We start from the raw sequence: 19744 nt of genomic DNA, 5'->3' as shown, positions 1-19744 counted from the left end.
AAGTGGTTGAACCTTCCATGACTTCTGCACTCAACACCGCGGCCTTCGTCGTCGGGGACGCCGCACTCGACACCCTCTTCCGCGAGGCCCGCACCGCGAACACCTTCACCGACGAGCCGGTCTCGATCGACCAAGTGCGCGAGATCGTCGCCCTTGCCGGACTCGGTCCGACGGCGATGAACAACCAGCCGCTGCGCGTGCTCGTCGTCACCGAGGAGTCCCGCGAGCGCCTCCTGCCGCTCATGGCGGAGGGGAACCGCGAGAAGACGGCCTCGGCTCCCTTGACGCTCGTCCTCGCTGCGGACCCGCGCTTCCACGACCGTCTGCCCGAGCACTTCCCGATCTTCCCCGGGGCTCGCGACATGTTCGAGGCGCAGCCGGAGCAGCGCGAGAAGGACGCCGAGTTCAATGCCGCTCTGCAGATCGGCTACCTCACCATCGCGATCCGCGCCGCCGGCCTCGCCGCCGGCCCGATGGGCGGCTTCGACCGCGAGGGCGTCGACCGCGAGTTCTTCGCCGAGTCCGGGTGGCGCTCCCTGGTCGTGATGAACGTCGGCCGTCCCGGCGAAGGGGCCTGGATGGAGCGGCTGCCGAGGATCGCGTTCGAGGACGCCGTCGAGGTCCTCTGACGTCTGCCACGTGCCCGGGTGGCACGCGTCGCACGCGAGGCGGTGCGATAAGGTGGGCGCCGCCCGGTGACGGGCACGGCCAGGTAGCTCAGTTGGTACGAGCGTCCGCCTGAAAAGCGGAAGGTCACCGGTTCGACCCCGGTCCTGGCCACAGTGTGAAAGTGTTGGCATTGCAGCGATGCCAACACTTTTACTTTCTTGAGCAGCACCTTCGAGATGGTCCAGGGGACCATCAGGGACCAACGGCGCCCAACGCCTCAGATGGTCGAGTTTTGGTCTGTACAACGGGACCGGCGCAGATCGGCTGTCCGTAGGCTGCATGGTGTTCCGCCTCCTTGAGGGTTCTGGCGCTCCTGGCTGCCGTGGGTGCTGTGAGGGGGCCGAGCGGGCCGGTGCCGGAGAAGGGGTGCCTCGGCCCGCTCGGCCGGTTCTAGGACGCGGCCTTGATGGTGTGGCTGCGTTGGGTGACGACTTCGATGGCGTCGGTGTTGAGCGCGTTTGCCATGACGACCGCGGCGTGGGTGGTGACGCGTGGGTCTCGTCGCAAGGCGGCGAGCACTTCGCGGACGGGGACGGCGTAGCCGTGGCCGGGGTGCAGACCCTCGTAGTGACGTAGCCATGTCTTGGTGGCTCGGCGCACGGCGCGGACGTCGGGGTCGGTCCAGGCGGGGGTTCGGCGTGCCGTCCGTCGGGGTCGGATCGCTGCCGTGCTGTAGACGGTGAGATGGGTGACGTCGTCGGGTAGGAACGGAACGGTGGTTGGGCTCTTAGGGTTCATGGCGTTGCCTTCCTCAGGGGCTGCCGGTGAACCGGGACGGGTGAGGGGTTTGTCGGCCCAACCGACGACACTCCTTGCCGTCCCGGTCACCATGGTTGATTAGGTCTGTCGTCCGTAGCGGCTCTTCTCGCCGAGGTAGTCGCTCAGGCTGGGGCGTCGCTCGGCGAGGCTGGGGTAGGTCTGGAACAGGTTCTCCATGTAGCCCACGGGGTCGGCGTGAACTTCGTCCGCGCGCTCGTGCTGGCGCTCTAGCGTGGTGTAGCGACGTTCCTCGGCCGCGACGGTGGCGCGGAGGTTGTCCATCGCCTTGATCGCATCCACCGCGCTCATGGTCCCGTCGTCGAGGGCCGCTTCGATCTCGTCGTAGCGGGCTTGCACCGAGTCCAGTCGCGGAATGAGTTCGCTGGTCTTGTGCTTGACTTCGTTCCACCAGTTGGTGGCGGTCTGGTGCGCGTGGCTGGTCATCTTGGCCCTGGCCCACGCGGGGTAGCCCTTGATCTTCTCAGCAAGCGCGTAGGTCATCGTCGGGTGCGCGAGAGCGGCTTCGATCTCGTCATCGAACGCGTCGCCCATCTCAGATCACCGTCCCGGGCCGGGCGGTGGCACCGCGCTCACGGGCGGCACGGACTTCGCCTTCCAGCGCGGCGAGGTCCTTCTCGCCTTGACGGACGGCAACGGCCTTGGCCCGTAGGCGTCGGTCCATCTGATGCAGGCTGGCAACCTTGCCACCAGCGCGCTTCAACAGCGACTTGTCACTCATGACGTCTTCTCCTCATCGTTGGGGGTGCGCCCGTCCAGGACGTCCTGCATGGCGTTCTCCACCACGGCCCGCAGGGAGCGGCCATGGTGATGCCGCCCAACTGCGCCAGTTGCTTGATGAACGCGTGCTGCATGAAGTCCAGGCGCACGTGGACGGTGGTGTCGAACTCCTTCGGCCTGCCCATGACTGCCTCCTGTGGGTTACCGGTATCGGTTACCGGCCTGACCAGTACACAGAGCTTCGGCAGGCATCTGGGCAACTTTCTTCATCGGCTCATCTCGACCGTCATTGCAGGCCAATCTCGACCTCGCACAGTCCGGCACGAAGGGCGTGGGCTCTGTGTACTGGTGGCCCTGAGGAAAGGAGCCAGCCATGGCACGCAACACCAAGCCCCGCATCATCCGAACCCCGCTCAAGCGGGCCAAGACCACCGACCCGTTCCCCGTTCTCCCCAACAGTGGAGGCGTCGGCCTCGGCGCTCTGGAGAAGATGTGGCACACCCCCGCCGCACAGATCCGCCAGTGGGTCCTCGACGGCCTCCTGGCCCAGCAGTCCAACGGCCTGTTCTCCACCAGCGAGATCAACCGCTTCAACCGCGAACACGGCAACCTCTTGCCCTGAACGCCACTCGACCCCGGACCAGTGGACGGTCCGGGGTCGAGCGCTGCCCGCCCCAACTCACCTATCCACGCGAGATGACGCAGCCGACGCCTCGCGCGCACGTGGGGCGCGAGGAGGGTTAGAGCAGGGTCGTGTCGCTAAAGCCGTACCTATCCCAGAGGACGTTGACGTCGTCAGCGTTGAGCCAGCGCAGGGAGTAGATGACGAGAGGCCGGATCGGCCCACTCGCTCGTTGATCCGGGTAGGTGAAAAGGTCGTTCTGTAGTTCCTCGGTCGACTGGCCCTCGTCATCGATGCCGTCATCGAACTCGGGGAGCGGTGCATCGTCGTTCGTGCGGGTCATCAACCACTCAATGACTTCCCACGGCTCGCTCCACTTCTTCCACCACCAACGACCGCCCAGCTCCGTCGAGAGGGCAACGACCTGAGTGGCGAGGTAGCCCACCACCCGATCGTTAAGCACGATCTCCGCCATGGCCTTGCGGAAATCATCCAGGCTCGCATCGTGCGGAGCGCGCGAGAAGTCAGGTCGACGAGGCACGGTCCGATGATCCCACCGAGCCGACGACAAAAGTTCTGAACTTCTCTGGCGATCTTCTGCAGGGTGCTCTCAACGCCGAGCACGAGAGCTTCGGCTCAACGCCGGGAGGCATACCATGACCGCGAAGACCGCCACCAAGAAGTCCGACACCGCCGCGCCGAAGACCCTCAAGGACGCCGCAGCCGCCGGAGCCGTACGCCTGTTCCGTCAGCGCAAGAACGGCACGCTCCGCAGCCTGCCCTACCTCGCACCCGGCAGCGACGAGCGTACGCAGGCCGAGGCCGTGGCCGCGCGTCGCGACAATGGCGAGACCGTCGGCAGCATCGCCGAGGACCTGAACCTCTCCGTCGCCACCGTCCGTCGCATGATCACGAACCTCCTCCTCGCCCAGCAGATCGAGAAGGGCGACTACGCCGACCGCTACACCCCGGGCGAGAAGAAGGTCGTCCTGTCGATCGTGGGCGAGGACGCCGCCTGAGAGTTCGCAACATCAAACGACCGGGCTGGCCTTTGCGGCTGGCCCGGTCGATTGACGGAACCGACGTGGAAGGATCGAGACGTGGGCAAGTGGCTAAGGGAGCCGGATCCGGATCCGGACATCGAGCGGTTCCGCGACGGCATGGTTGCGCTGTACCGCGATGGTGAGCACGCCGGATACGTCGCGACAAGCCTCAGCACGTTCATGACCCCGTTCTCTCGTCAGAAGCAGTGGTGGGTCTGGCTCGTTGTCGTGTTCAACGACGGCACTCGCCACAACAAGATCGAGGACTACCCGCCTTGGACGTACGTGCGCGAGATGTTGGACGGACACTTTGGCTGGCAGCAATCCACCACGGAGACGGGTCCATACGACGTCATGTGGTTGTCGCCAGAGGAGGCGCAGCGGCTTCGCGCTGAACTCAACATCCAGCCCGAAGACTTCTGAACCCGGCCCTTGCCCGCACGCCGACGAAGAACGCAGCGTCGGCCCCTGGGCCGAGGGGCCACTGGTCAGCGGTTCTAGGCCGGTTTCTGTCGGTCTGGCCGGGTGAGCGCCGCGTCGGGCAACGGCAGCGGCAGCCGGATCGGGCGGGTCGTTGGTCGACCCCGTGGTCGAGTTGTGCCACTTCGAGACGTCCGAGCAGGCCATCGGGCACCCGACCCGCCACTGCGGCAGGCGAATGTCAGCCTTCGTCGTCTGGAGTCGGCGCGGTCGACTCCGTGTTGATCGTGTGGATGCTGGGCTCGCTTCCACGACGCCGGGCGCGCAACCTCGTAGCGTAGGCGAGGCCCCAAGGCGTAAGAGTCCAGTAGGACTTCGACGCCTCGCGGACGCTCCGCTTCTTCTCGCTCTTACCAACGAGACCCAGGGCATTGAGTTGAAGAACAATCACGCTGAAGGCGTCCTGGTCGATCGTCAGGTCGATCGAAGACATCGTCTCGTCACGAGCCTCCCGCTGCTCGCCTTCGAATCCCTCCAGCGCCTTCTCGAAGATTTCCTCGAAGTGGTACTCGAGCATCCAGGACTCGAGCGCCTTCTGCATGTCGGCTTCGCTGGCCTCGTTGAGCAGTTTCGGGGCGATTGATGCAAACACCTCGTCCCACGTCGCAGCGATCTCGAACCAGCGAAAGCCGTGGCTTCTCTGCTGATAGGTCGGCTTGGCCGGATCGTCCCATTGATACTTGAAGTGGATCATGAAGCCGACCAACTCATCGCCCTGAGCCAACTCGTCGGTACCGTCTGGGGCCTTGGCCGACGGCGCGGCCTTCTCTGACTCGAGTTCCGCGATCCGCAGGCGCGCCTTCGCTAGGTTGAGTTCCAGTTCTTCAGCCGTCTCAGCCGATGCCCGAGTCCAGCCCACGGCAGGATAGTCGCGGGTGAACTTGCTGAACGTCCGCGCCACGTGGCCAGCGAGGTCATCCTTGTTCTCCCAGAACTTGACGTGCTTGGCAGTCTTAACCTTCGCCCGGAAGGTCTCTAGCCGCTCGCGACCGTCGTCCGTCTTCTCGGTCTTGCCAGACGCGATATCGTCAGGGTTCTTGTGGAGGAAGGCCATCACAGGCTTCTTGATCTGCGTGGCGTAGTCGTACTCCATCTCGGTGTAGCCCACCTGCGCCTCCGACACGCTGCCGTACCGACCGCCGATGATGAGCAGGTAGTAATCGGACTCGTCAATGACCCGCTTGATGATGGTCCACGCGTCGTCGTCAGCAGCCGGGAAAAGCTCCATGCCAGCGGGGAACGCGTCGAGTTCCAGCAAGGTCGCGATGACCTCCTGGCGCTCCGCCATGAGGTCGCTGTAGGTCGAACTGACGAAGACCTGGTATCGGCGGTCATCTCTCGCGTGGGGAGGCATGCCTCAAGGCTAGAGGCCAGCCCCGACATCGAACGGTCTACTCGGACGCCTCCCGCTCTGCACGCTCGCGGGCGGAGAAGCGGAAGGCCAGCGCCTCAGACTCTTGACCGCGCGCCAAACCACGTCACGTCGATCGGCAGGGCATCGCGTAGAGGCAGGCCGGTAGGGGTCGACTGGTCCCAGACCGAGAAGCCCCACCCGCGGATCAGGCTCTCGACTCACCGCTGGCAAGAGATGAAGTTCGACACGATTGACCACCATTTGGAACGACTACTTAGCGAAGAGCGCTACTATGTGGTCATAAATCAAGAGTTGTGAGACGGTTCGGTCGGGCTCATGGCTGCAACCACAAGCCCGACCTCCCCGCTACTCAGGGGCCGCTATGGGGGCTCCACTTCGATCAGAACTGTCAGTACGCTGCTGATCTTCAAGCAGATCCGGATCACGTGGACCACCTCCTCTCACACTAGTCGCATCACTTTCCTCGCCCTCCGTGCCAGCGGAGGGCGAGGTGCTTGTGGGGACGGCGGTGTACACGCCGCGCCGAGGGTTCCCGATGACGCCGTCCTTCGCGAGTTTGCTCATCAAACTTCGGACGCTCGCCTTGCTCCACTCGTACTTCCTCTCGAGCTCCACAGCCACCTCGTTGGTCGAGAAGGCGCGAGACTCCGACGTCAGCATGTCGATGATCGCGTCCCTCATCGAAGGGGCCGGACCGCGAGCCGGTGCGGTCCCGGTGGACGCCGAGCGCGGCGTCGCCGATCCTGAAGTGGAAATAGCGTTACCGAGCATCTGATCGATCTGAGCGATGTCGTGGTCGAGTGCCTCGCGCTGCGTCACGAGTACGTCACGCGCCGCGCGCAGGTGCTGTTCCACCACTGGGTTGATTGCCACGGCTCCTCCTTCATCGAGTTCCTCATCCGAGTGTACACGAAGTCGAGGGAGTAGCGGCGATGTTAATGACAAGGTCCAGATTCGATGTGGGACCTGCGGGTTTTCGGAAACCCCTATGCGAGGTTAGCCCGCCGATGAGTTCACGACTGTGAGATGAGCGCGGTGCTCAGCGGCTCGTTGCTGGGCGTCGGCGAACATCCGCTCTACCACCTCTCGGTCACGCGGATCGTCCTCGTACGCGTGGGTGTATACGTCCATCGTGATCTTGATCGTGCTGTGCCCGGCCCATTCCATCAGCACGTTCGGCGGGACGCCCTCTCGTGCTCGCAGGCTCAAGAAGGTGTGGCGAAGCGTGTGAAAGCGGGTGCCGGGCAGTCCGGCCTCCTCACAGGCTGCACGCCACTGGCGCTTGTAAAAGTTGGAATGCCGAAAGTACTCGTTCGGTCCGGCGAAGAGGTAGTCGCTCTCGGTCAAACCCCTGGCTTCGATGTAGGTCGTCAGCGCGTCCATCACTCCTTGTGGGATCGGAACGCGTCGCCCAAGCGACTTCTGCGTCTTGGCGATGCCGGGGCGAAGGGTCCCGCCTAGGTCCTCGACGGTTTCACCCACCTGGACAGTGCTTCGATGCGAGTCGAGATTGCTGACGCGGAGCCCCGCGAGTTCACCGGCTCGAAACCCGGTCCACAAGCCGAGCAATCCGTAGAGCCGGAATCGACCAGCGGGCAGCGCTCCGATGATCGCCTCCGCCTCCTCAGCAGTCAGAGCCTTACCCTCGAACTTCCCATCGGACTGTCCACGCGGGTCTTCGCGATGGGGTTCGGCGGGATTCTTGCGAACGTAACCCTTGCGGACGGCGTACTTGAAAACACCGTTGATCGTGTTGAAGACGTGCCGCTCGGTTCCCACTGCTCGGCCCTTGCCACGCAGATGCTCGATCACGGCCCAGACGTCGGCAGGGCGGATGTCATCGATCGCTCTTTTGTCCCAGTGCGAGAGCCAGTTGTCGAGAACGTTGCGGTAGCCGCTCACCGTGCGTGCCCGCGCTCCCTTAGCCTCCTTCACGCGGAGCCATTCGTCCGAGATGTACTTCCACTTCGTCCGCAGCCGCTCGGGATCGATGTGCTCGCCGTCCATAATCTCTACGACCTTGCGAGCCTGGAACGACTCGGCCTCATCTCGCGTACGGAAGGTCTTGCATCGCAGGACCGGCTTGCCGTTGAGATCGACCCGCTCAGGGTCGCGATAGCGGACCTCGTAGCCGCGCACGGTGCCGTCTGCGCGGTAGCGCTTCCTGATCCCTTGTTTGACGACGTGCGTGCCGCGCTTCTTTCTAGACATTGCAATCTCGATTCGTTCTTGGGTGGGTCGAGCAACACATATAGATCGACCCACAGGAGTGTTACCGCTTCGAGAGCTCCATCTCGTTTCGGTTTCGTAGGCGGAGGGTCGGCGACGGCCCCACCTGCTCGGATGCTTGTTGGTGGCGAGGTTGACCACGAACTGGACCATTGAGAGGGCGTCGTCAGCCTCGGAACGGCGTGTGCCGCGTGAAGAATGCGGCGTGGCCGTGGGCTGCCCGCTCGGGTTGGTCCGCGTTCTACGGCCCGCTGTAGCCGGGCGGGTCGGGGTCGCTGAACGTGGGTGCGGCGCGCCGTGGCCGTGGGGTGTCCAAGGGCTCGCCGGTCGTCTGGCGACGCTCCATGTCCTCCCAGCGTGAGTCCGAGCCCTCGGGCACGAACACGCCCTCGGCGTTGGGCTCCATGCGGACGGGCATCTCGTCGTCGGGGATGTCGAGGAACACCTCACCCAGCGACTCTTCCCACTTCGCGAGGTTGACGGCCAGCTCGGCCTTGGCCGTCTCACCGATGCCCGCGCGGTCGAGCCAGTCACGGATCGCCGCCAGTCTCACGTTCGGCGGCATCGACTCATCAGTCGCGAGACGCTTCAACTCCGTGAGCATCTTCGGCACGCCGTTCAGGAGCCGCTCGTTTGCCTTGCGCCGGACCTGCGGAGCCGCGCCACCGTGACTCATGCAGACGGTCCCGCCCTTGATAGGTGGACGTTTGCATGGGGTCCCGTCCTTCTTCTTGGCCGTGCACTTCCGCGCCTCGACCAGCCCGTCCAACTTCTTGCGTTGTCGCATGCCCATCTCACTGTTCCTTTCTCAACCTGCTGCCCACACCAGCGACAGCACGACCTGGACTGCCAGCAGCACGACCAACGCGGGCAGGCGCACATCGCGGCTCGGGCGGGTGCGCCCGTCGGCCAGCACTAGCGCCCAGGCCACCCACTGCGCGGCCACCAACATCACGAGCGCCGCCATCACGACCCCGCTCATCACGCCCACCAATCTCGCGATGCCTCAGCGCCGCGCATGGTCTCGGCGGCGAAGCCGGGTGTCCCGGGTGTCCGGGGTTCAGCGCGATGGTGTGCTACGTATACGCGTTTGCCCCTGTTTGCCTGCTCCTGGGCTACAACACAACAAACAATTGAAGTAACCCGGGACACCCAGGACAGCACCTCGCGGGCTCCCTGCGATCGCGGGGAGGATCGCTGTCCCAGGGCACCGTTGCAACCTGGGTCAGAGCCGGGACAACCCCGGGACACTCCTCGCAAGATCGGCCCTCCGAGACACCGCCGCGCACCGTGCGGGCTCAGGCTGTCCCGGGTCGGCGTCCTGGGTTCGGGCCGGGTCAGGGCTTCCATAGCGCCTCCCTGAGTCGGATACCGCGACGCACCCAAGTCCGCTTAGTGCCAGGACCGTCCGGATAGCCCTTGCCCTTCTCATAGCCCCTGTTCGCGAGGCTGATGCCGAAACTCGGATTGCTGACGATCTCCCGCTCCGGCACCCCTTGTGTGTGAGACCAACGCGTGTACGCGTCGTAGATCTCAGCAGGCCGCACTACGTAGTCGTCGTCGAACTCGCACATCTCGGCGAAGAACCGGTCGATGTCGCTGAAGGAGAACTTGGCTTCCTCGATCGCAGCCCTTACGACCTTGGGCACTTTGCCGAGCCCTTCGTCGGCGAGATACGCGGTCAGCCCCTCCACCAACCACGCCAGCACCGCGCGGCGCGCTGACTCCGACGCGACCAGTTGCTCACGTGCCCCGTGCCTGTCGTTCTCGGGGCTGATGGTGCGTTCAAACGGCAGCACCATGAGGCGTCGGTCAAGGGCTCGATCCCGACCCTTGATCGTCGGCACAGCGTTCGTGAAGATGTACGGCGCGAACGCTGGCACCCGGATCGTGTCCGCCTTGTCCCACGGGTATCGCGCAGCCAATTTGTCGCCACCCGTGACCCGCTTGATCTGGTCGGCATGGAGATGCCAGTCCGCGCTTGCCTCGACCGTCGAGACGTATCTGCGATGAAGAATGTCCGCCACATCTGCGCGAGGCTTCTCATCCTTATTGGCGCAGAACACCGTGAGGTTGAACGGTCTGGCGTAGCCACCCATCGCGGCCATAACCGCCTCGTTCAGCGTGCTCTTGCCCGAACTGGTCCCACCGCAGACGATCACGAACAGGCGCTCAGGGTTGCCTTCCAGGAGTGCGTATCCCATGACTCGCTGCACGAACTTCTGGAGTTTGAGATCCGGCAGGAAGGTGTCTAGGTAGGAATCCCACAACGCATCGCGTGCTCCCTGTTCGTAGACCACCCCAGTGCTCACGGTTGAGAGGTGGTCGGCGGAGAACGGCAGAAGCTCCCGCGTCCTCAGGTCGAGTACGCCGTTCGCGCAGTGAAGTAACTCCGGTCGAGCGTCGAACTCCGCCACCGTGGTCTTGAGCGACCTTTTCGACTTCGCGAGTTTGAGCATGGCGTCGATACGCGCAGACGACCGCTGCTTTCTGATCCAACTGCGAAACTCTGCTCGCGCCGAGGCCTCACCCTTCGATCCCGAGCCTGCGTCAGCCGAATATGTGCCCGCCTCCTCCTTCTCCGCGCGCTCTACGACCTTGCGAACAAGACCCGCCGCGCTCTCATCGCTGCGCAGGACCCACAGGCCCGTCCGCTTCTCGTAGACGGCCCACTGCTTGATGTCGCTGACCTACTTCAACCGGTCGCCATACAGATTCACCAGACGCTGAGCGTTGCCGAAGTCGTCCCAAGTCTCGTGCGACTCAGGGTTCGCGGCTGGCTCCCGCGCCTCCTGAGAGAACGCCTGCCGGACCGACTCTCTCGCTTCGTCCTCGGTGTAGAGAGACGACTTCGGCACTATGGCGTTAGCCGTCGGTACGTACTGCTCCACGAGAACCCGCTCAACTTCCGCTCGGGGGACGCTGCTATCGCGCAACTGACAAGCGAGCCAAAAGCCGGTGTCGTTGCGACCATGCTCGACAACGCGCCCCGCCGCTCTGCCCAACAACTGCTGCGTGTCGGTGGGGTCGGAATGGGAATGGGCCGGGGACCTCTGGGTTGCTCGCTGTTCGGGCGGCCAGTCCTCTCGCTTCAACTTGCGCCACGCATCCCCATGCCCGGTCTTCAGATGCTCGTAAACGTCTTTCGAGCCTTGAGCGGGCAGTCGGATCGTGACCTTGAAGTTGTCGGCTTCCAGAGCACGGGCCGCCCGAGCCGCGCCAGCGTGGCCCTCAGAGTCGTCATCGGCGTAGATGTAGACCTCCGGAACGCCATTGAGCCCCCTGTGCCAGTCAGAGCGCCACGCCTTCGCACCGTGAGGACGAGAGGCGACAACCCAGTCGGGATGGTCCTTCGCCAAGTGCTCGGCGTCCTTCTCGCCTTCGGCGATGTGAACAGGGAGGCCGAGGCTTCGTGCCCGCTTGAGTTCATCGGCGCGATAAAGGCCAACGTCCCATTCCTTCGGGACACGCGGGGACCACACGTATTCGCCTCGCTCGTCCCAGCCAGTGACGTGCTCCCAGAGAAAGTCCTTCTCCCCGTGCTCATCCACGAACTTCTTCTTGCGCGCGAACGGGTCACCGTTCTCTTGGTATACGTAGATCGCGAGCGGTTGACGCCTCGGCTTAGCCATGGCGATCGCCCGCGATCTGCACACCCGCACTGTTCCTCTGCACCATGGTCAGTACTCCCCTCCCGCTTCCTCCGGACAGGTCGAGTCCTCAGTCCCACGCGATGGACATGCAAACCCCGCGTGGGACTGAGCGATGACGGCACTCATGAGCGCGCCTTCTTCCAGTACTCTGCGAGATGCGCGGGCACCGGGTCGGACGTGAAGCCCTGAGGGCGACGGCTGCTCGCGCCCTCCTTCACCCATCGGGTGACTTCGGAGTTGAGAACCTTGAGCGGTTGCCGCTTGCTCTCTCGCGGGGCGGGCTTTAGGTGGCCGTAGCGAATGGCGCGTCGCACCTTCGCCGATGAGAACCCGAACTGGTCCTCGATCTGTGAGAGCGACATCAAGCGGTCGTACGAGGGGGTGGTGTCTTTGCGAGCCATGAGACTTCTCCTGGTCAGGCGTCGCCGCGAGAGCCCAAGGAACGACAAAGCCGGTCAGCAAAGGCACCATCGCGACAACGGGTGGGTTGTCGTGAAGTGCCGCTGACCGGCTGCATGGCTTACGGAGGTCCGCTACCCGGAGGCCGCAGGGGCGACCCATGTTCTTCCGGACGTTAGTTCGGTGAGCGTCACACAGTCGCTGTGCGCTCCCCAGTTCGTTCTTTCGATCCTCTGGAGAAACAGCGGGTGTGATGTGAAGTTGTGGCCACCAGTCTAGTGCAAAGCGGGGTGGCCATGCGCTTAAAACCGTGACCACGTTCGCCCACCGATTTCGGCATTGAACGACACCCCAATGGTCTCTGCGATGGTCGAAACCGCTGCAGCCTCCTGCCGCCCCCGCACAGCAGTCAGGTGCGTGGACTGTAATCGCAGTCTTTTCAGTGCCGCCAGGGCACATCCAAGCACTTCTCCAAAGGCAACATGACCTCCGCCTGAAAAGCGGAAGGTCACCGGTTCGACCCCGGTCCTGGCCACCGACGACGAAGACCCCCGACGCGAAGCGAGGGGGTCTTCGTCGTTGATGGGCTGCCCCGCCACTTCGTCAGAACCTGCGCAGCGTCGGCGCGACGTGCCGACCGCCGCGCCGTCGCTACGGTTGAAAGTGCAATCACCGTCGTCGAAGGAGCGGCCACGTCGCCCGCCTGGCCTCCGAGGTCGCCAAGGGCGCCGAGGAGGGCGGAGCGTCCGTGCGCCTGCGTCGCGTCGCCGAGACCGCGCCGCGCGAGGCCATCGAGGGCAACCCGGCCTGGAAGGAGTACGTCGACACGCAGGCGAACGACGTCCCGGAGGCGAGCCTCGACGACCTCGTGGAGACGCAGGGCTACGCGTTCGGCACCCCCACCCGCTTCGGCAACGTCGCCGCGCAGTTCAAGGCGTTCATCCACACCGCCGGCGGACCGTGGTCGCAGGGCCAGCTCGCCAACAAGGCCGTCACGTCGTTCACGTCGGCGCAGAACGCCCACGGCGGCAACGAGTCCACGCTCCCGTCGCTGAACAACGTCTTCTACCACTGGGGCTCGATCATCGTCCCGTCCGGCTACACCGACGAGCTGCTGTTCGCCGCGGGTGGCAACCCGTACGGCACCTCCTTCCCGAGTGGGGGCGGCGGGGACATCCCCGACGAGGTCATCAAGGCCGCACACTTCCAGGGCAAGCGCCTGGCCGAGGTCGCCGCGAAGCTCGCCGGCTGACCCGACCCCGCCCTCGACGACGCGTCACCGCCACGGTGGCGCGTCGTCGTGCGTCCAGCCAGCGCGATCCGGGGCCGGGCTCTCAGGCGGGCGCCGGCTGGAGCCGGTGCATCGTCACGGGCAGGCCGTCGGTCGGGAACGGCAAGGAGACGTAGGACAGCGGAGCCACGTAGGCCGGGTCGACGCGCCAGGTCCTGGTGCGCAGGAGGTGCGCGACGATCGTCAGCACCTCATGGCGCGCGAACACGAGACCGAGGCACTTGTGCACTCCCCCGCCGAACGGGTCCCAGGCGTGCCGGTGCCGGGCGTCCTCGCGTCGCTCGGGCGAGAAGCGCTCGGGGTCGAAGCGGTCCGGGTCGGTCCAGATCTCGGGCATGTGGTGGGTGTGGTGCAGCATCACGGCGACGAACCGGCCCGCCGGGATCGGCACGCCGAGGACCTCGGTGTCCTTGACCGTCTCCCTGGCGACGACCGGTACCGGCGGCACGATGCGCAACGCCTCGCGCATCACGAGATCGAGGTCGACCAGGCCCTCCAGGTCCTCGAGGCTGGGCCGCTCGCCCAGGGTCATCGCCTCGGCTCGGCAGCGTTCCTGCCACTCGGGATGCTGCCCGAGCAGCTGCACCATGGTCGAGACGGTGATGGTCGACGTGTCGTGCGCGGCCATGAGCAGGAAGATCATGTGGTTGACGACGTCGGCGTCGCTGAGGACGAGCGCGCCGTCGTCGTCGGTGAGCGTGGCGAGGACGGAGAAGAGGTCGTCACCGGGCCGCTCCCGACGCGCGGCGAGCCGGGAGCCGAAGAACTCCTCGAGCCGTCGACGACCGTCCTGTGCGCGTCGCCAGCGGGTGCCGGGCAGCGGCACCCGCACGAGGGTGGTGGCAGCCTGCACGCAGTCGACGAACGCGCGATTGACCTCGGCGAGCTCGTCGGGATCGGCGTCGCTCTCCCCCATGAAGACCTCGGTGGCGACGCCGAGGGTGAGGGTCTTGAGCAGGTCGTAGACCCGCTGCGTGGAACCGGCCGGCCACTGGGCGATCGTGGTGGCCACGGGATCCTGGAGCGCATCGGTGTAGGCCGCGACGTGCGCTCGCGTGAACGCGCCCTGCAGGGCACGCCGGTGCCGGTGGTGCTCCTCGAAGTCGAGCAGCATGAGGCCGCGGTGGAAGAACGGCCCGACGAGCCGGCCCCACCCCGGACCACTCGCGAACGCCTTGTCGGCGTTGCGGAAGGCCTGCTCGCACGCGTCGGGTCCGATGAGCATCGTCCAGTCGTCGCCGAGCATCCGGGCCTCGCTGACGGGGCCGTACCTCTCGTGCTGGCGGGCCATGAAGGCCTGGGGGTCGCGGACGTACTCGGGGGTGTGTCCGATCCAGGGCAGGCCGCCGGACCGTCGCGGGGCTCTCGTGACGTGGCTCACGTCGACATCCTGGATTCTGACAGGACGCTCTGTCAAGATGTCGTCATGGCGGTCAAGCACGGCACCTACCGGGGCATGACGCTCGAGCAGCGGCGGGCCCAGCGGCGGACCCGGCTGATCGACGCCGTGGTCGGCGTCTGGGGCACCGCCGACGGGCCGCCCATCACCATGACCCGCGTCTGCTCTGCCGCCGGGCTGAGCGAGCGCTACTTCTACGAGAGCTTCGCCGACCTCGACGCTGCACTCGTCGCCACGATCGAACTGCTCGCCGACGAGGTCGCGCAGGCGTGTGCCGAGGCCGTCGACGCACACGTCGACCCGTCACGGCGGGTACGAGCGGGGCTCGCGACGCTGGTCCGGCTGCTCGTCGAGGATCCTCGGCGCGGCCACGTCTCGATGGTCGCCGCGCCGTCCCACCCGGCGACGCGCTCTCGCCGCGCCGAGCTCCTCGAGGGCCTGCGCACCTTCGTCGTCGCGGAGGCTCGGGCCGTCCACGGGGAGACCGCCCGCTCCGGCGACGACGCGTTCGTCGCCGCCTCGATGTTCCTCGGCGGCGTCGGGCAGCTGCTGACCGATCACCTGGAGGGTCGCCTCGACCTGGCTCCCGAGCAGATCGTCGACGCCGCCGGACGGCTCTGGCACGGCACGATGCTTCGCTGAGACGTCTCGGCGTCGTGCGACGGCTCGACCCGTGTGCCACGATCGGCGCCGTGACCACCCCCGCCCCCGTCGTGCGCCCGATGCAGACCCACGACGCCGAGTCCGCCGCCCGACTGCTCGGCGGGGTCTTCGCGCACGACCCGGTCTTCGCCGCGCTGCTCGGCGGCGACCCGTCCTCGCGCGTCGAGCCGGCCGTCGCCCTCTACCGCGTGGAGCTGTCCCGGGCCGACCCCGGCTCGGTCGACGTCGCCGAGGACCCTGACGGGACCTTCCTCGGCGTGGGTCTGTGGCAGTCCCCCCGCGAGCACCCTCGCCTGCTCACCGAGCTGCTCGGACTACCGCGCATCGTGGGCGCGCTCGGGCTGAGGGGCACGCTGCGCGGCGCCCGTCACGACCTCGCCGTCCGCCGCACCCGCCCACCGGGCGACCTGTGGTACCTCTCCTCCATCGCCGTGTCCGACGCGGCACGAGGGCGCGGGGTCGGCGGCCTGCTGCTCCGGACCCGCCTCGCCACCATCGACGCGCATGAGCTGCCCGCCGCCCTGGAGAGCACGACGGCCGCGAGCAGACGGCTCTACGAGCGGCACGGGTTCGAGGCGCTCGCCCGCGTCAGGAGCCTGCCGGGGACGTCGTCGACGATGATGCTGCGGCCCGCGGCCCACACGCCCTAGGGACGCCAGTCGTACGCTGTGCGCCATGACGGAGCCGAGGTCGACGGCAGCGGGTCGCGGGCTCGACGTCGTGCCGATGCTCGCCGAGCACGGCGCGGACGTGCTCGCCATCTTCGCCGACGGACTCGACGGCGGGAACGCGAGCTTCGAGAAGGCACCACCGACATGGGAGCAGTTCACGACCGCCAAGCTCGAGGAGCACCGCTTCGTCGCCCTCGACGGTGACCGCGTCGTGGGCTGGGTGGCGGCCTCGCCGACGTCGAGCCGCGAGGTCTACGCCGGGGTGGTGGAGGACGCGCTCTACGTGCGCGCGGGCGAGCAGGGCCGCGGCGTCGGCACGGCCCTCATGGCGAGGCTGCTGGAGTCCACCGACGCGGTGGGCATCTGGACGGTGTGCGCGGGGATCTTCCCCGAGAACGTCGTCTGGCTCGAGCGTCGCACGGACCGGCCGTGAGCGACCCGGTGACCGTCGGCCCGGTGGCGATCGGCCTCGACCTCGCGTGGGGCGACCGCGCCCGCACCGGGGTAGCCGTCGTCGGCGCCGGCGGCCACCTCCTGCACCTGGGCACCGTCTCCGACGACTCTTCCGTCACCGATGCGGTGGCCGGTTGGCTCGAAGGACCGTGCACGGTCGCGATCGACGCGCCGCTCGTCGTCACCAACGCCACCGGACGCCGGCCCTGCGAGGCGGCCCTCGCGGCGGACTTCGCCCGGTTCGACGCCGGCCCGCACCCGTCGAACCTCTCGCGTCCGTACTTCGTGCCCGAGCCGCGCGGCGGACGGTTGGCCCGCGCGTGGGGTCTCGACCTCGACCCGGGTGCCGACGCGTCGCGACGGGCCATCGAGGTCTACCCCCATGCGGCGACGATCGCCCTGTTCGGTCTCGGGCGGATCCTGCGCTACAAGCACAAGCAGGGCCGCGACCTGCCCCTGCTGCGGAGCGAGCTGACCCGCCTGCTCGACCTGCTCGAGGGCCTCGCCGACGACGACGTCCCGCTCGTCCTCGACCACCCTGGGTGGCGACGCGTGCGCGAGACCGTCCGCACGGCCACCACGAAGGCCGCGCTGCGTCGCGTCGAGGACGAGGTGGACGCCGTCGTCTGCGCCTACGTCGCGCACCTCGAGCAGCACGCTCCCGACCGCCTGACCCGCTACGGCGACGCCGCCACGGGCGTCATCGTCACCCCGACCCTTCCGGAGGGCCTGGTCCCGTCGCCGCGGTGAGCGAGCCCCGCGGCGCTCAGCGCCGTGGCAGGACGGGGTCCGGCTCGCGCTGGTCCTGCGGCGCCCACCCCGGCGGTCCGAACACGTAGCCGAGCTTGTCGCGCAACCGGCGTGCCCCACGGACGTCGCGCACCATCTGGACGTAGTCGCCGTACTGCAGGCGGAGCAGGTTGTACGTCTCGACCTTGTAGGTGAGCCCGTAGGTGGGACGCTGACGCTCCTCGGTGAACGTGCCGAAGATCCGGTCCCAGAGGATGAAGATGCCCGCGTAGTTCTTGTCGAGGTACTCGGGGTCGCTGCCGTGGTGGACGCGGTGGTGCGACGGCGTGTTGACGACGTACTCGATCGGTCGGGGCAGCTTGCCCACGAGCTCGGTGTGCACGAAGAACTGAAAGATGAGGTTGAACCCGAACGCGACGTACAGCGTCCACGGCGAGAACCCGAGCAGCGGCAGCGGCAACCAGAAGAGGAACTCGAACCACGGGTTCCACTTCTGCCGCAGCGCGGTGCCGAAGTTCATGTACTCGCTGGAGTGGTGTGCCTGGTGGCCGGCCCAGCCGATCCGCACGCGATGGCTGAACCGGTGGTGGAAGTAGTACCCGAGGTCGACGCCGAGGATGACGAGGACCCAGTACCACCACGTGTCGACGGGCAGGTGGAACGGCGCCAGGTAGGTGTAGACGGCGATGAAGCCGAAGAACGAGAGCACCTTGAACAGGGTGAGGAACGCCAGCGAGCCGACGCCCATGGAGATCGAGGTCCGTGCGTCCTTGAGGGCGTACCCGGTGACGTTGTCGTCGTGGTCGAGCCAGCGCAGCGCCGCGAGCTCGATGAGGATGACCAGCACGAAGAAGGGTGCCGCGTACGTGACCGGGTTCTTCAGGGGGTCCAACAGCTCCTGCACGGTGCCTCCTCGACACTCGCCCGCGATATGACTCTTGGGTAAGTTACCACGCGTTCACGCCCCTGGATAGGGTCGGTGCATGAGTTCTCCCGCCCCGTCGAGCACCGCCGGGACCAAGGGGGTCCCTCGCGCGGAGCGCGAGCGGCAGATCGTCGAGGTCGCCTCGGTGGCCTTCGGCACCGACGGGTTCGCCGCCACCAACGTCGCCTCCGTCGCCCGCACTGCCGGGATCAGCAAGCCGCTGGTCTACCAGTACTTCGGCTCCAAGGAAGGTCTGTACGCCGCCTGCCTGGATGCTGCCGGCGAGCTCCTGGGCGACGAGATCGAGCGGATCGCCGGGTCCGGTGCCGTCGGCATCGAGCGCGGCGTGCGCACCCTCGACGGCATGTTCGCGGTGCTGGAGGACCGTCGTCACGTGTGGCGCCTGCTGCACGACGCGACCGCGCCGTCGACCGGGGAGGTGGACCGCATCCGCCGCTCCCACACCGATCGCATCGAGGCGCTCGCCCACGAGGGCGTCTCGGAGCTCCTGGCCCTGGCCGGCCTGGAGGACCCGATGGACGTCTCGGCGATGACCGCGACATGGCTCGGCATCGTCGACTCGCTCATGGACTGGTGGGTCGCCCATCCGCAGGAGTCCGCCGAGCAGATGGTCCAGCGGGTCGGGAGGCTCGTCGTGGCGCTGTTCGTCGAAGCCCAGGGGCAGCGGTGAGCCGGCGTCCGGGCGTCGCCGTGATCACCGGCGCGTCGAGCGGCATCGGCGCGGAGGCCGCCGTCCAGCTCGGCGCCCGCGGGTGGACCGTCTGCCTGCTGGCACGGCGCGCCGACGAGCTGGCCGACGTCGCCGAGCGGGTCCGCGCCGCTGGCGGCACGGCGTCGACCCACCCGGTCGACCTCACCGACGACGACGCCACGACCGCGGTGGTCGCGACGCTCCTGGAGGCTCACCCCGTCATCGACGTGCTGGTGAACAACGCCGCGCGATCGATCCGCAGGCCGATCCGGGAGTCGGTCGACCGCCTGCACGACTACGAGCGCACCATGGCGATCAACTACCTCGCCGCGGTCAGGCTCACCCTCGCCCTCCTGCCCCGCTTCCTCGAGCAGGCCGCCGACGGCCGCGGCGGCGGGCACGTCGTGTTCTCCTCGACGATGTCGTCGCAGCTGCCGATCCCCCTGTTCTCGGCCTACCTGGCCAGCAAGGCGGCGGTGGAGTCCTTCGCCCGCTCGCTGCGTGCCGAGCACGGTCATGCCGGGGTGACGACGACGGTGGTGTACTTCCCGATGGTGCGCACGGAGATGTCCGGGGCCACCGCCATCTACGCCGCGATGCCGATGATGAGTCCCCGCAAGGCCGGCGGGTGGCTCGTGAAGGCCGCCGTCGACCGTCCCACCCGCGTCACCAGCCTGGCCGGCGCCGCCAGCGAGGCCGGCATGTCCATCCTGCCCGGCGTCCTGACCAAGGTCATCACCCCCCAGCTGCGTCGCATGGACCGCCGCCTCGCCCGCCGCACCCGCTGACCCTCTCCCCTCGCCCCGCCGCCCCATCGCCCGCGAGTGGCGCAAACCGGGGGAAGTGAGACGGCGTGTCGCACCACGTTGCGCCACTCGCAGAGGAGTTTCCGCCAGTCGTTCTCGCTTGTGCG

General features: G+C 66.9%; 25 protein-coding genes, 2 tRNA genes and 1 pseudogene. 14 read left to right on the top strand and 14 right to left on the bottom strand.

The window, feature by feature from the left end:
• Positions 1–17: 17 nt before the first annotated feature.
• Both ABD213_RS13985 and ABD213_RS13980 read left to right on the top strand, forming a co-directional pair.
• The gene (locus ABD213_RS13985) at positions 18–629 is read left to right on the top strand and encodes a malonic semialdehyde reductase (RefSeq protein WP_344329835.1); all 612 of its coding nucleotides are present in this window, start codon (positions 18–20) and stop codon (positions 627–629) included.
• Between the two features lie 77 nt (positions 630–706).
• Positions 707–780 (top strand) — tRNA-Phe (locus ABD213_RS13980).
• Positions 781–1059: 279 nt separating this feature from the next.
• Here ABD213_RS13980 and ABD213_RS13975 read toward each other — a convergent pair.
• The 4 genes from ABD213_RS13975 to ABD213_RS13960 all read right to left on the bottom strand — a co-directional run bounded on the left by ABD213_RS13975 (position 1060) and on the right by ABD213_RS13960 (position 2351).
• Complete coding sequence (locus tag ABD213_RS13975) at positions 1060–1407, bottom strand: hypothetical protein (RefSeq protein ID WP_344329830.1); 348 nt, start codon at positions 1405–1407, stop codon at positions 1060–1062.
• Between the two features lie 99 nt (positions 1408–1506).
• Complete coding sequence (locus ABD213_RS13970) at positions 1507–1980, bottom strand: hypothetical protein (protein WP_344329826.1); 474 nt, start codon at positions 1978–1980, stop codon at positions 1507–1509.
• A 1-nt stretch (position 1981) separates the two neighbouring features.
• Positions 1982–2167: a hypothetical protein gene (locus tag ABD213_RS13965; protein WP_344329825.1), complete on the bottom strand. Its 186-nt coding sequence runs from the start codon at positions 2165–2167 to the stop codon at positions 1982–1984.
• Positions 2160–2351 carry a hypothetical protein gene (locus tag ABD213_RS13960; RefSeq protein ID WP_344329823.1) on the bottom strand — a complete coding sequence of 64 codons (192 nt, stop codon included), beginning with the start codon at positions 2349–2351 and terminating at the stop codon, positions 2160–2162. The genes ABD213_RS13965 and ABD213_RS13960 overlap by 8 nt, the downstream gene beginning before the upstream one ends.
• 188 nt (positions 2352–2539) lie before the next feature.
• Between ABD213_RS13960 and ABD213_RS13955 the strand changes: the two genes are divergently transcribed.
• Positions 2540–2788, top strand: coding sequence for a hypothetical protein (locus ABD213_RS13955; protein ID WP_344329821.1), 249 nt, complete (start codon positions 2540–2542; stop codon positions 2786–2788).
• Positions 2789–2906: 118 nt separating this feature from the next.
• Here the strand turns inward: ABD213_RS13955 and ABD213_RS13950 are convergent, their stop codons facing one another.
• Positions 2907–3329, bottom strand: coding sequence for a hypothetical protein (locus tag ABD213_RS13950; protein ID WP_344329820.1), 423 nt, complete (start codon positions 3327–3329; stop codon positions 2907–2909).
• 115 nt (positions 3330–3444) lie between these two features.
• Here ABD213_RS13950 and ABD213_RS13945 point away from each other — a divergent pair, with 115 nt between their 5' ends.
• Both ABD213_RS13945 and ABD213_RS13940 read left to right on the top strand, forming a co-directional pair.
• Positions 3445–3807, top strand: coding sequence for a hypothetical protein (locus tag ABD213_RS13945; RefSeq protein ID WP_344329818.1), 363 nt, complete (start codon positions 3445–3447; stop codon positions 3805–3807).
• An 81-nt stretch (positions 3808–3888) separates the two neighbouring features.
• Complete coding sequence (locus tag ABD213_RS13940) at positions 3889–4254, top strand: hypothetical protein (RefSeq protein WP_344329817.1); 366 nt, start codon at positions 3889–3891, stop codon at positions 4252–4254.
• Positions 4255–4492: 238 nt separating this feature from the next.
• Here the strand turns inward: ABD213_RS13940 and ABD213_RS13935 are convergent, their stop codons facing one another.
• The gene (locus ABD213_RS13935) at positions 4493–5665 is read right to left on the bottom strand and encodes a DUF4062 domain-containing protein (protein WP_344329815.1); all 1173 of its coding nucleotides are present in this window, start codon (positions 5663–5665) and stop codon (positions 4493–4495) included.
• Between the two features lie 556 nt (positions 5666–6221).
• Between ABD213_RS13935 and ABD213_RS13930 the strand changes: the two genes are divergently transcribed.
• A complete protein-coding gene (locus tag ABD213_RS13930; RefSeq protein ID WP_344329813.1) occupies positions 6222–6461 on the top strand; it encodes a hypothetical protein in 240 nt (79 codons plus the stop codon).
• Positions 6462–6682: 221 nt separating this feature from the next.
• Here the strand turns inward: ABD213_RS13930 and ABD213_RS13925 are convergent, their stop codons facing one another.
• The 6 genes from ABD213_RS13925 to ABD213_RS13900 form a co-directional block, all read right to left on the bottom strand.
• Positions 6683–7897, bottom strand: a complete 1215-nt coding sequence (locus ABD213_RS13925; protein WP_344329812.1) for a tyrosine-type recombinase/integrase — start codon at positions 7895–7897, stop codon at positions 6683–6685.
• Positions 7898–8156: 259 nt separating this feature from the next.
• Positions 8157–8708, bottom strand: coding sequence for an HGGxSTG domain-containing protein (locus ABD213_RS13920; RefSeq protein ID WP_344329810.1), 552 nt, complete (start codon positions 8706–8708; stop codon positions 8157–8159).
• A 15-nt stretch (positions 8709–8723) separates the two neighbouring features.
• Entirely contained in the window at positions 8724–8897 is a 174-nt protein-coding gene (locus ABD213_RS13915) for a hypothetical protein (RefSeq protein WP_344329808.1), read from the bottom strand.
• 355 nt (positions 8898–9252) lie between these two features.
• Positions 9253–10596 (bottom strand): DNA primase family protein, encoded by a 1344-nt coding sequence (locus ABD213_RS13910; RefSeq protein ID WP_344329934.1) that lies wholly within the window; start codon positions 10594–10596, stop codon positions 9253–9255.
• Positions 10597–10605: 9 nt separating this feature from the next.
• Positions 10606–11547 carry a hypothetical protein gene (locus ABD213_RS13905; protein ID WP_344329807.1) on the bottom strand — a complete coding sequence of 314 codons (942 nt, stop codon included), beginning with the start codon at positions 11545–11547 and terminating at the stop codon, positions 10606–10608.
• A 143-nt stretch (positions 11548–11690) separates the two neighbouring features.
• Positions 11691–11969 (bottom strand): hypothetical protein, encoded by a 279-nt coding sequence (locus tag ABD213_RS13900; protein WP_344329805.1) that lies wholly within the window; start codon positions 11967–11969, stop codon positions 11691–11693.
• Positions 11970–12435: 466 nt separating this feature from the next.
• Between ABD213_RS13900 and ABD213_RS13895 the strand changes: the two genes are divergently transcribed.
• Both ABD213_RS13895 and ABD213_RS13890 read left to right on the top strand, forming a co-directional pair.
• A tRNA-Phe gene (locus ABD213_RS13895) sits at positions 12436–12502 on the top strand.
• Between the two features lie 156 nt (positions 12503–12658).
• Positions 12659–13219: pseudogene (locus tag ABD213_RS13890) on the top strand (flavodoxin family protein); the annotation flags it as partial.
• An 82-nt stretch (positions 13220–13301) separates the two neighbouring features.
• Here the strand turns inward: ABD213_RS13890 and ABD213_RS13885 are convergent.
• On the bottom strand, positions 13302–14639 hold the full coding sequence (locus tag ABD213_RS13885; protein ID WP_344329803.1) for a cytochrome P450: 1338 nt from the start codon (positions 14637–14639) through the stop codon (positions 13302–13304).
• A 45-nt stretch (positions 14640–14684) separates the two neighbouring features.
• On the opposite strand from ABD213_RS13885, the gene ABD213_RS13880 reads away from it, so the two are divergent.
• Genes ABD213_RS13880 through ABD213_RS13865 form a run of 4 tightly spaced genes read left to right on the top strand, consistent with a single transcriptional unit; the run spans position 14685 to position 17194 of the window.
• Positions 14685–15299, top strand: coding sequence for a TetR/AcrR family transcriptional regulator (locus ABD213_RS13880; RefSeq protein WP_344329800.1), 615 nt, complete (start codon positions 14685–14687; stop codon positions 15297–15299).
• Positions 15300–15349: 50 nt separating this feature from the next.
• Positions 15350–15970 carry a GNAT family N-acetyltransferase gene (locus ABD213_RS13875; RefSeq protein ID WP_344329798.1) on the top strand — a complete coding sequence of 207 codons (621 nt, stop codon included), beginning with the start codon at positions 15350–15352 and terminating at the stop codon, positions 15968–15970.
• 25 nt (positions 15971–15995) lie between these two features.
• A complete protein-coding gene (locus ABD213_RS13870) occupies positions 15996–16424 on the top strand; it encodes a GNAT family N-acetyltransferase (protein WP_344329797.1) in 429 nt (142 codons plus the stop codon).
• Entirely contained in the window at positions 16421–17194 is a 774-nt protein-coding gene (locus ABD213_RS13865) for a DUF429 domain-containing protein (RefSeq protein ID WP_344329795.1), read from the top strand. The genes ABD213_RS13870 and ABD213_RS13865 overlap by 4 nt, the downstream gene beginning before the upstream one ends.
• Positions 17195–17210: 16 nt before the next feature.
• On the opposite strand, the gene ABD213_RS13860 is transcribed toward ABD213_RS13865, so the two are convergent.
• Positions 17211–18098, bottom strand: coding sequence for a sterol desaturase family protein (locus ABD213_RS13860; protein ID WP_344329793.1), 888 nt, complete (start codon positions 18096–18098; stop codon positions 17211–17213).
• Positions 18099–18177: 79 nt separating this feature from the next.
• On the opposite strand from ABD213_RS13860, the gene ABD213_RS13855 reads away from it, so the two are divergent.
• Entirely contained in the window at positions 18178–18810 is a 633-nt protein-coding gene (locus tag ABD213_RS13855) for a TetR/AcrR family transcriptional regulator (RefSeq protein ID WP_344329792.1), read from the top strand.
• Positions 18807–19619 (top strand): SDR family NAD(P)-dependent oxidoreductase, encoded by an 813-nt coding sequence (locus tag ABD213_RS13850; RefSeq protein WP_344329790.1) that lies wholly within the window; start codon positions 18807–18809, stop codon positions 19617–19619. The genes ABD213_RS13855 and ABD213_RS13850 overlap by 4 nt, the downstream gene beginning before the upstream one ends.
• The last annotated feature ends 125 nt before the right edge of the window (positions 19620–19744 follow it).

It is taken from the genome of Aeromicrobium halocynthiae, assembly GCF_039531385.1.
Lineage (GTDB): Bacteria > Actinomycetota > Actinomycetes > Propionibacteriales > Nocardioidaceae > Aeromicrobium > Aeromicrobium halocynthiae.
This window is presented reverse-complemented; position numbering and strand designations above follow the sequence as displayed.

Excerpts from the sequence above, each read along its gene's own strand:
- ABD213_RS13985 (WP_344329835.1), top strand. The coding sequence starts at position 18 with ATGACTTCTGCACTCAACACCGCGGCCTTCGTCGTCGGGGACGCCGCA.
- ABD213_RS13975 (WP_344329830.1), bottom strand. The coding sequence starts at position 1,407 with ATGAACCCTAAGAGCCCAACCACCGTTCCGTTCCTACCCGACGACGTC.
- ABD213_RS13970 (WP_344329826.1), bottom strand. The coding sequence starts at position 1,980 with ATGGGCGACGCGTTCGATGACGAGATCGAAGCCGCTCTCGCGCACCCG.
- ABD213_RS13965 (WP_344329825.1), bottom strand. The coding sequence starts at position 2,167 with ATGAGTGACAAGTCGCTGTTGAAGCGCGCTGGTGGCAAGGTTGCCAGC.
- ABD213_RS13960 (WP_344329823.1), bottom strand. The coding sequence starts at position 2,351 with ATGGGCAGGCCGAAGGAGTTCGACACCACCGTCCACGTGCGCCTGGAC.
- ABD213_RS13955 (WP_344329821.1), top strand. The coding sequence starts at position 2,540 with ATGGCACGCAACACCAAGCCCCGCATCATCCGAACCCCGCTCAAGCGG.
- ABD213_RS13945 (WP_344329818.1), top strand. The coding sequence starts at position 3,445 with ATGACCGCGAAGACCGCCACCAAGAAGTCCGACACCGCCGCGCCGAAG.
- ABD213_RS13935 (WP_344329815.1), bottom strand. The coding sequence starts at position 5,665 with ATGCCTCCCCACGCGAGAGATGACCGCCGATACCAGGTCTTCGTCAGT.
- ABD213_RS13930 (WP_344329813.1), top strand. The coding sequence starts at position 6,222 with ATGACGCCGTCCTTCGCGAGTTTGCTCATCAAACTTCGGACGCTCGCC.
- ABD213_RS13925 (WP_344329812.1), bottom strand. The coding sequence starts at position 7,897 with ATGTCTAGAAAGAAGCGCGGCACGCACGTCGTCAAACAAGGGATCAGG.
- ABD213_RS13920 (WP_344329810.1), bottom strand. The coding sequence starts at position 8,708 with ATGGGCATGCGACAACGCAAGAAGTTGGACGGGCTGGTCGAGGCGCGG.
- ABD213_RS13915 (WP_344329808.1), bottom strand. The coding sequence starts at position 8,897 with ATGAGCGGGGTCGTGATGGCGGCGCTCGTGATGTTGGTGGCCGCGCAG.
- ABD213_RS13905 (WP_344329807.1), bottom strand. The coding sequence starts at position 11,547 with ATGGCTAAGCCGAGGCGTCAACCGCTCGCGATCTACGTATACCAAGAG.
- ABD213_RS13900 (WP_344329805.1), bottom strand. The coding sequence starts at position 11,969 with ATGGCTCGCAAAGACACCACCCCCTCGTACGACCGCTTGATGTCGCTC.
- ABD213_RS13880 (WP_344329800.1), top strand. The coding sequence starts at position 14,685 with ATGGCGGTCAAGCACGGCACCTACCGGGGCATGACGCTCGAGCAGCGG.
- ABD213_RS13870 (WP_344329797.1), top strand. The coding sequence starts at position 15,996 with ATGACGGAGCCGAGGTCGACGGCAGCGGGTCGCGGGCTCGACGTCGTG.
- ABD213_RS13855 (WP_344329792.1), top strand. The coding sequence starts at position 18,178 with ATGAGTTCTCCCGCCCCGTCGAGCACCGCCGGGACCAAGGGGGTCCCT.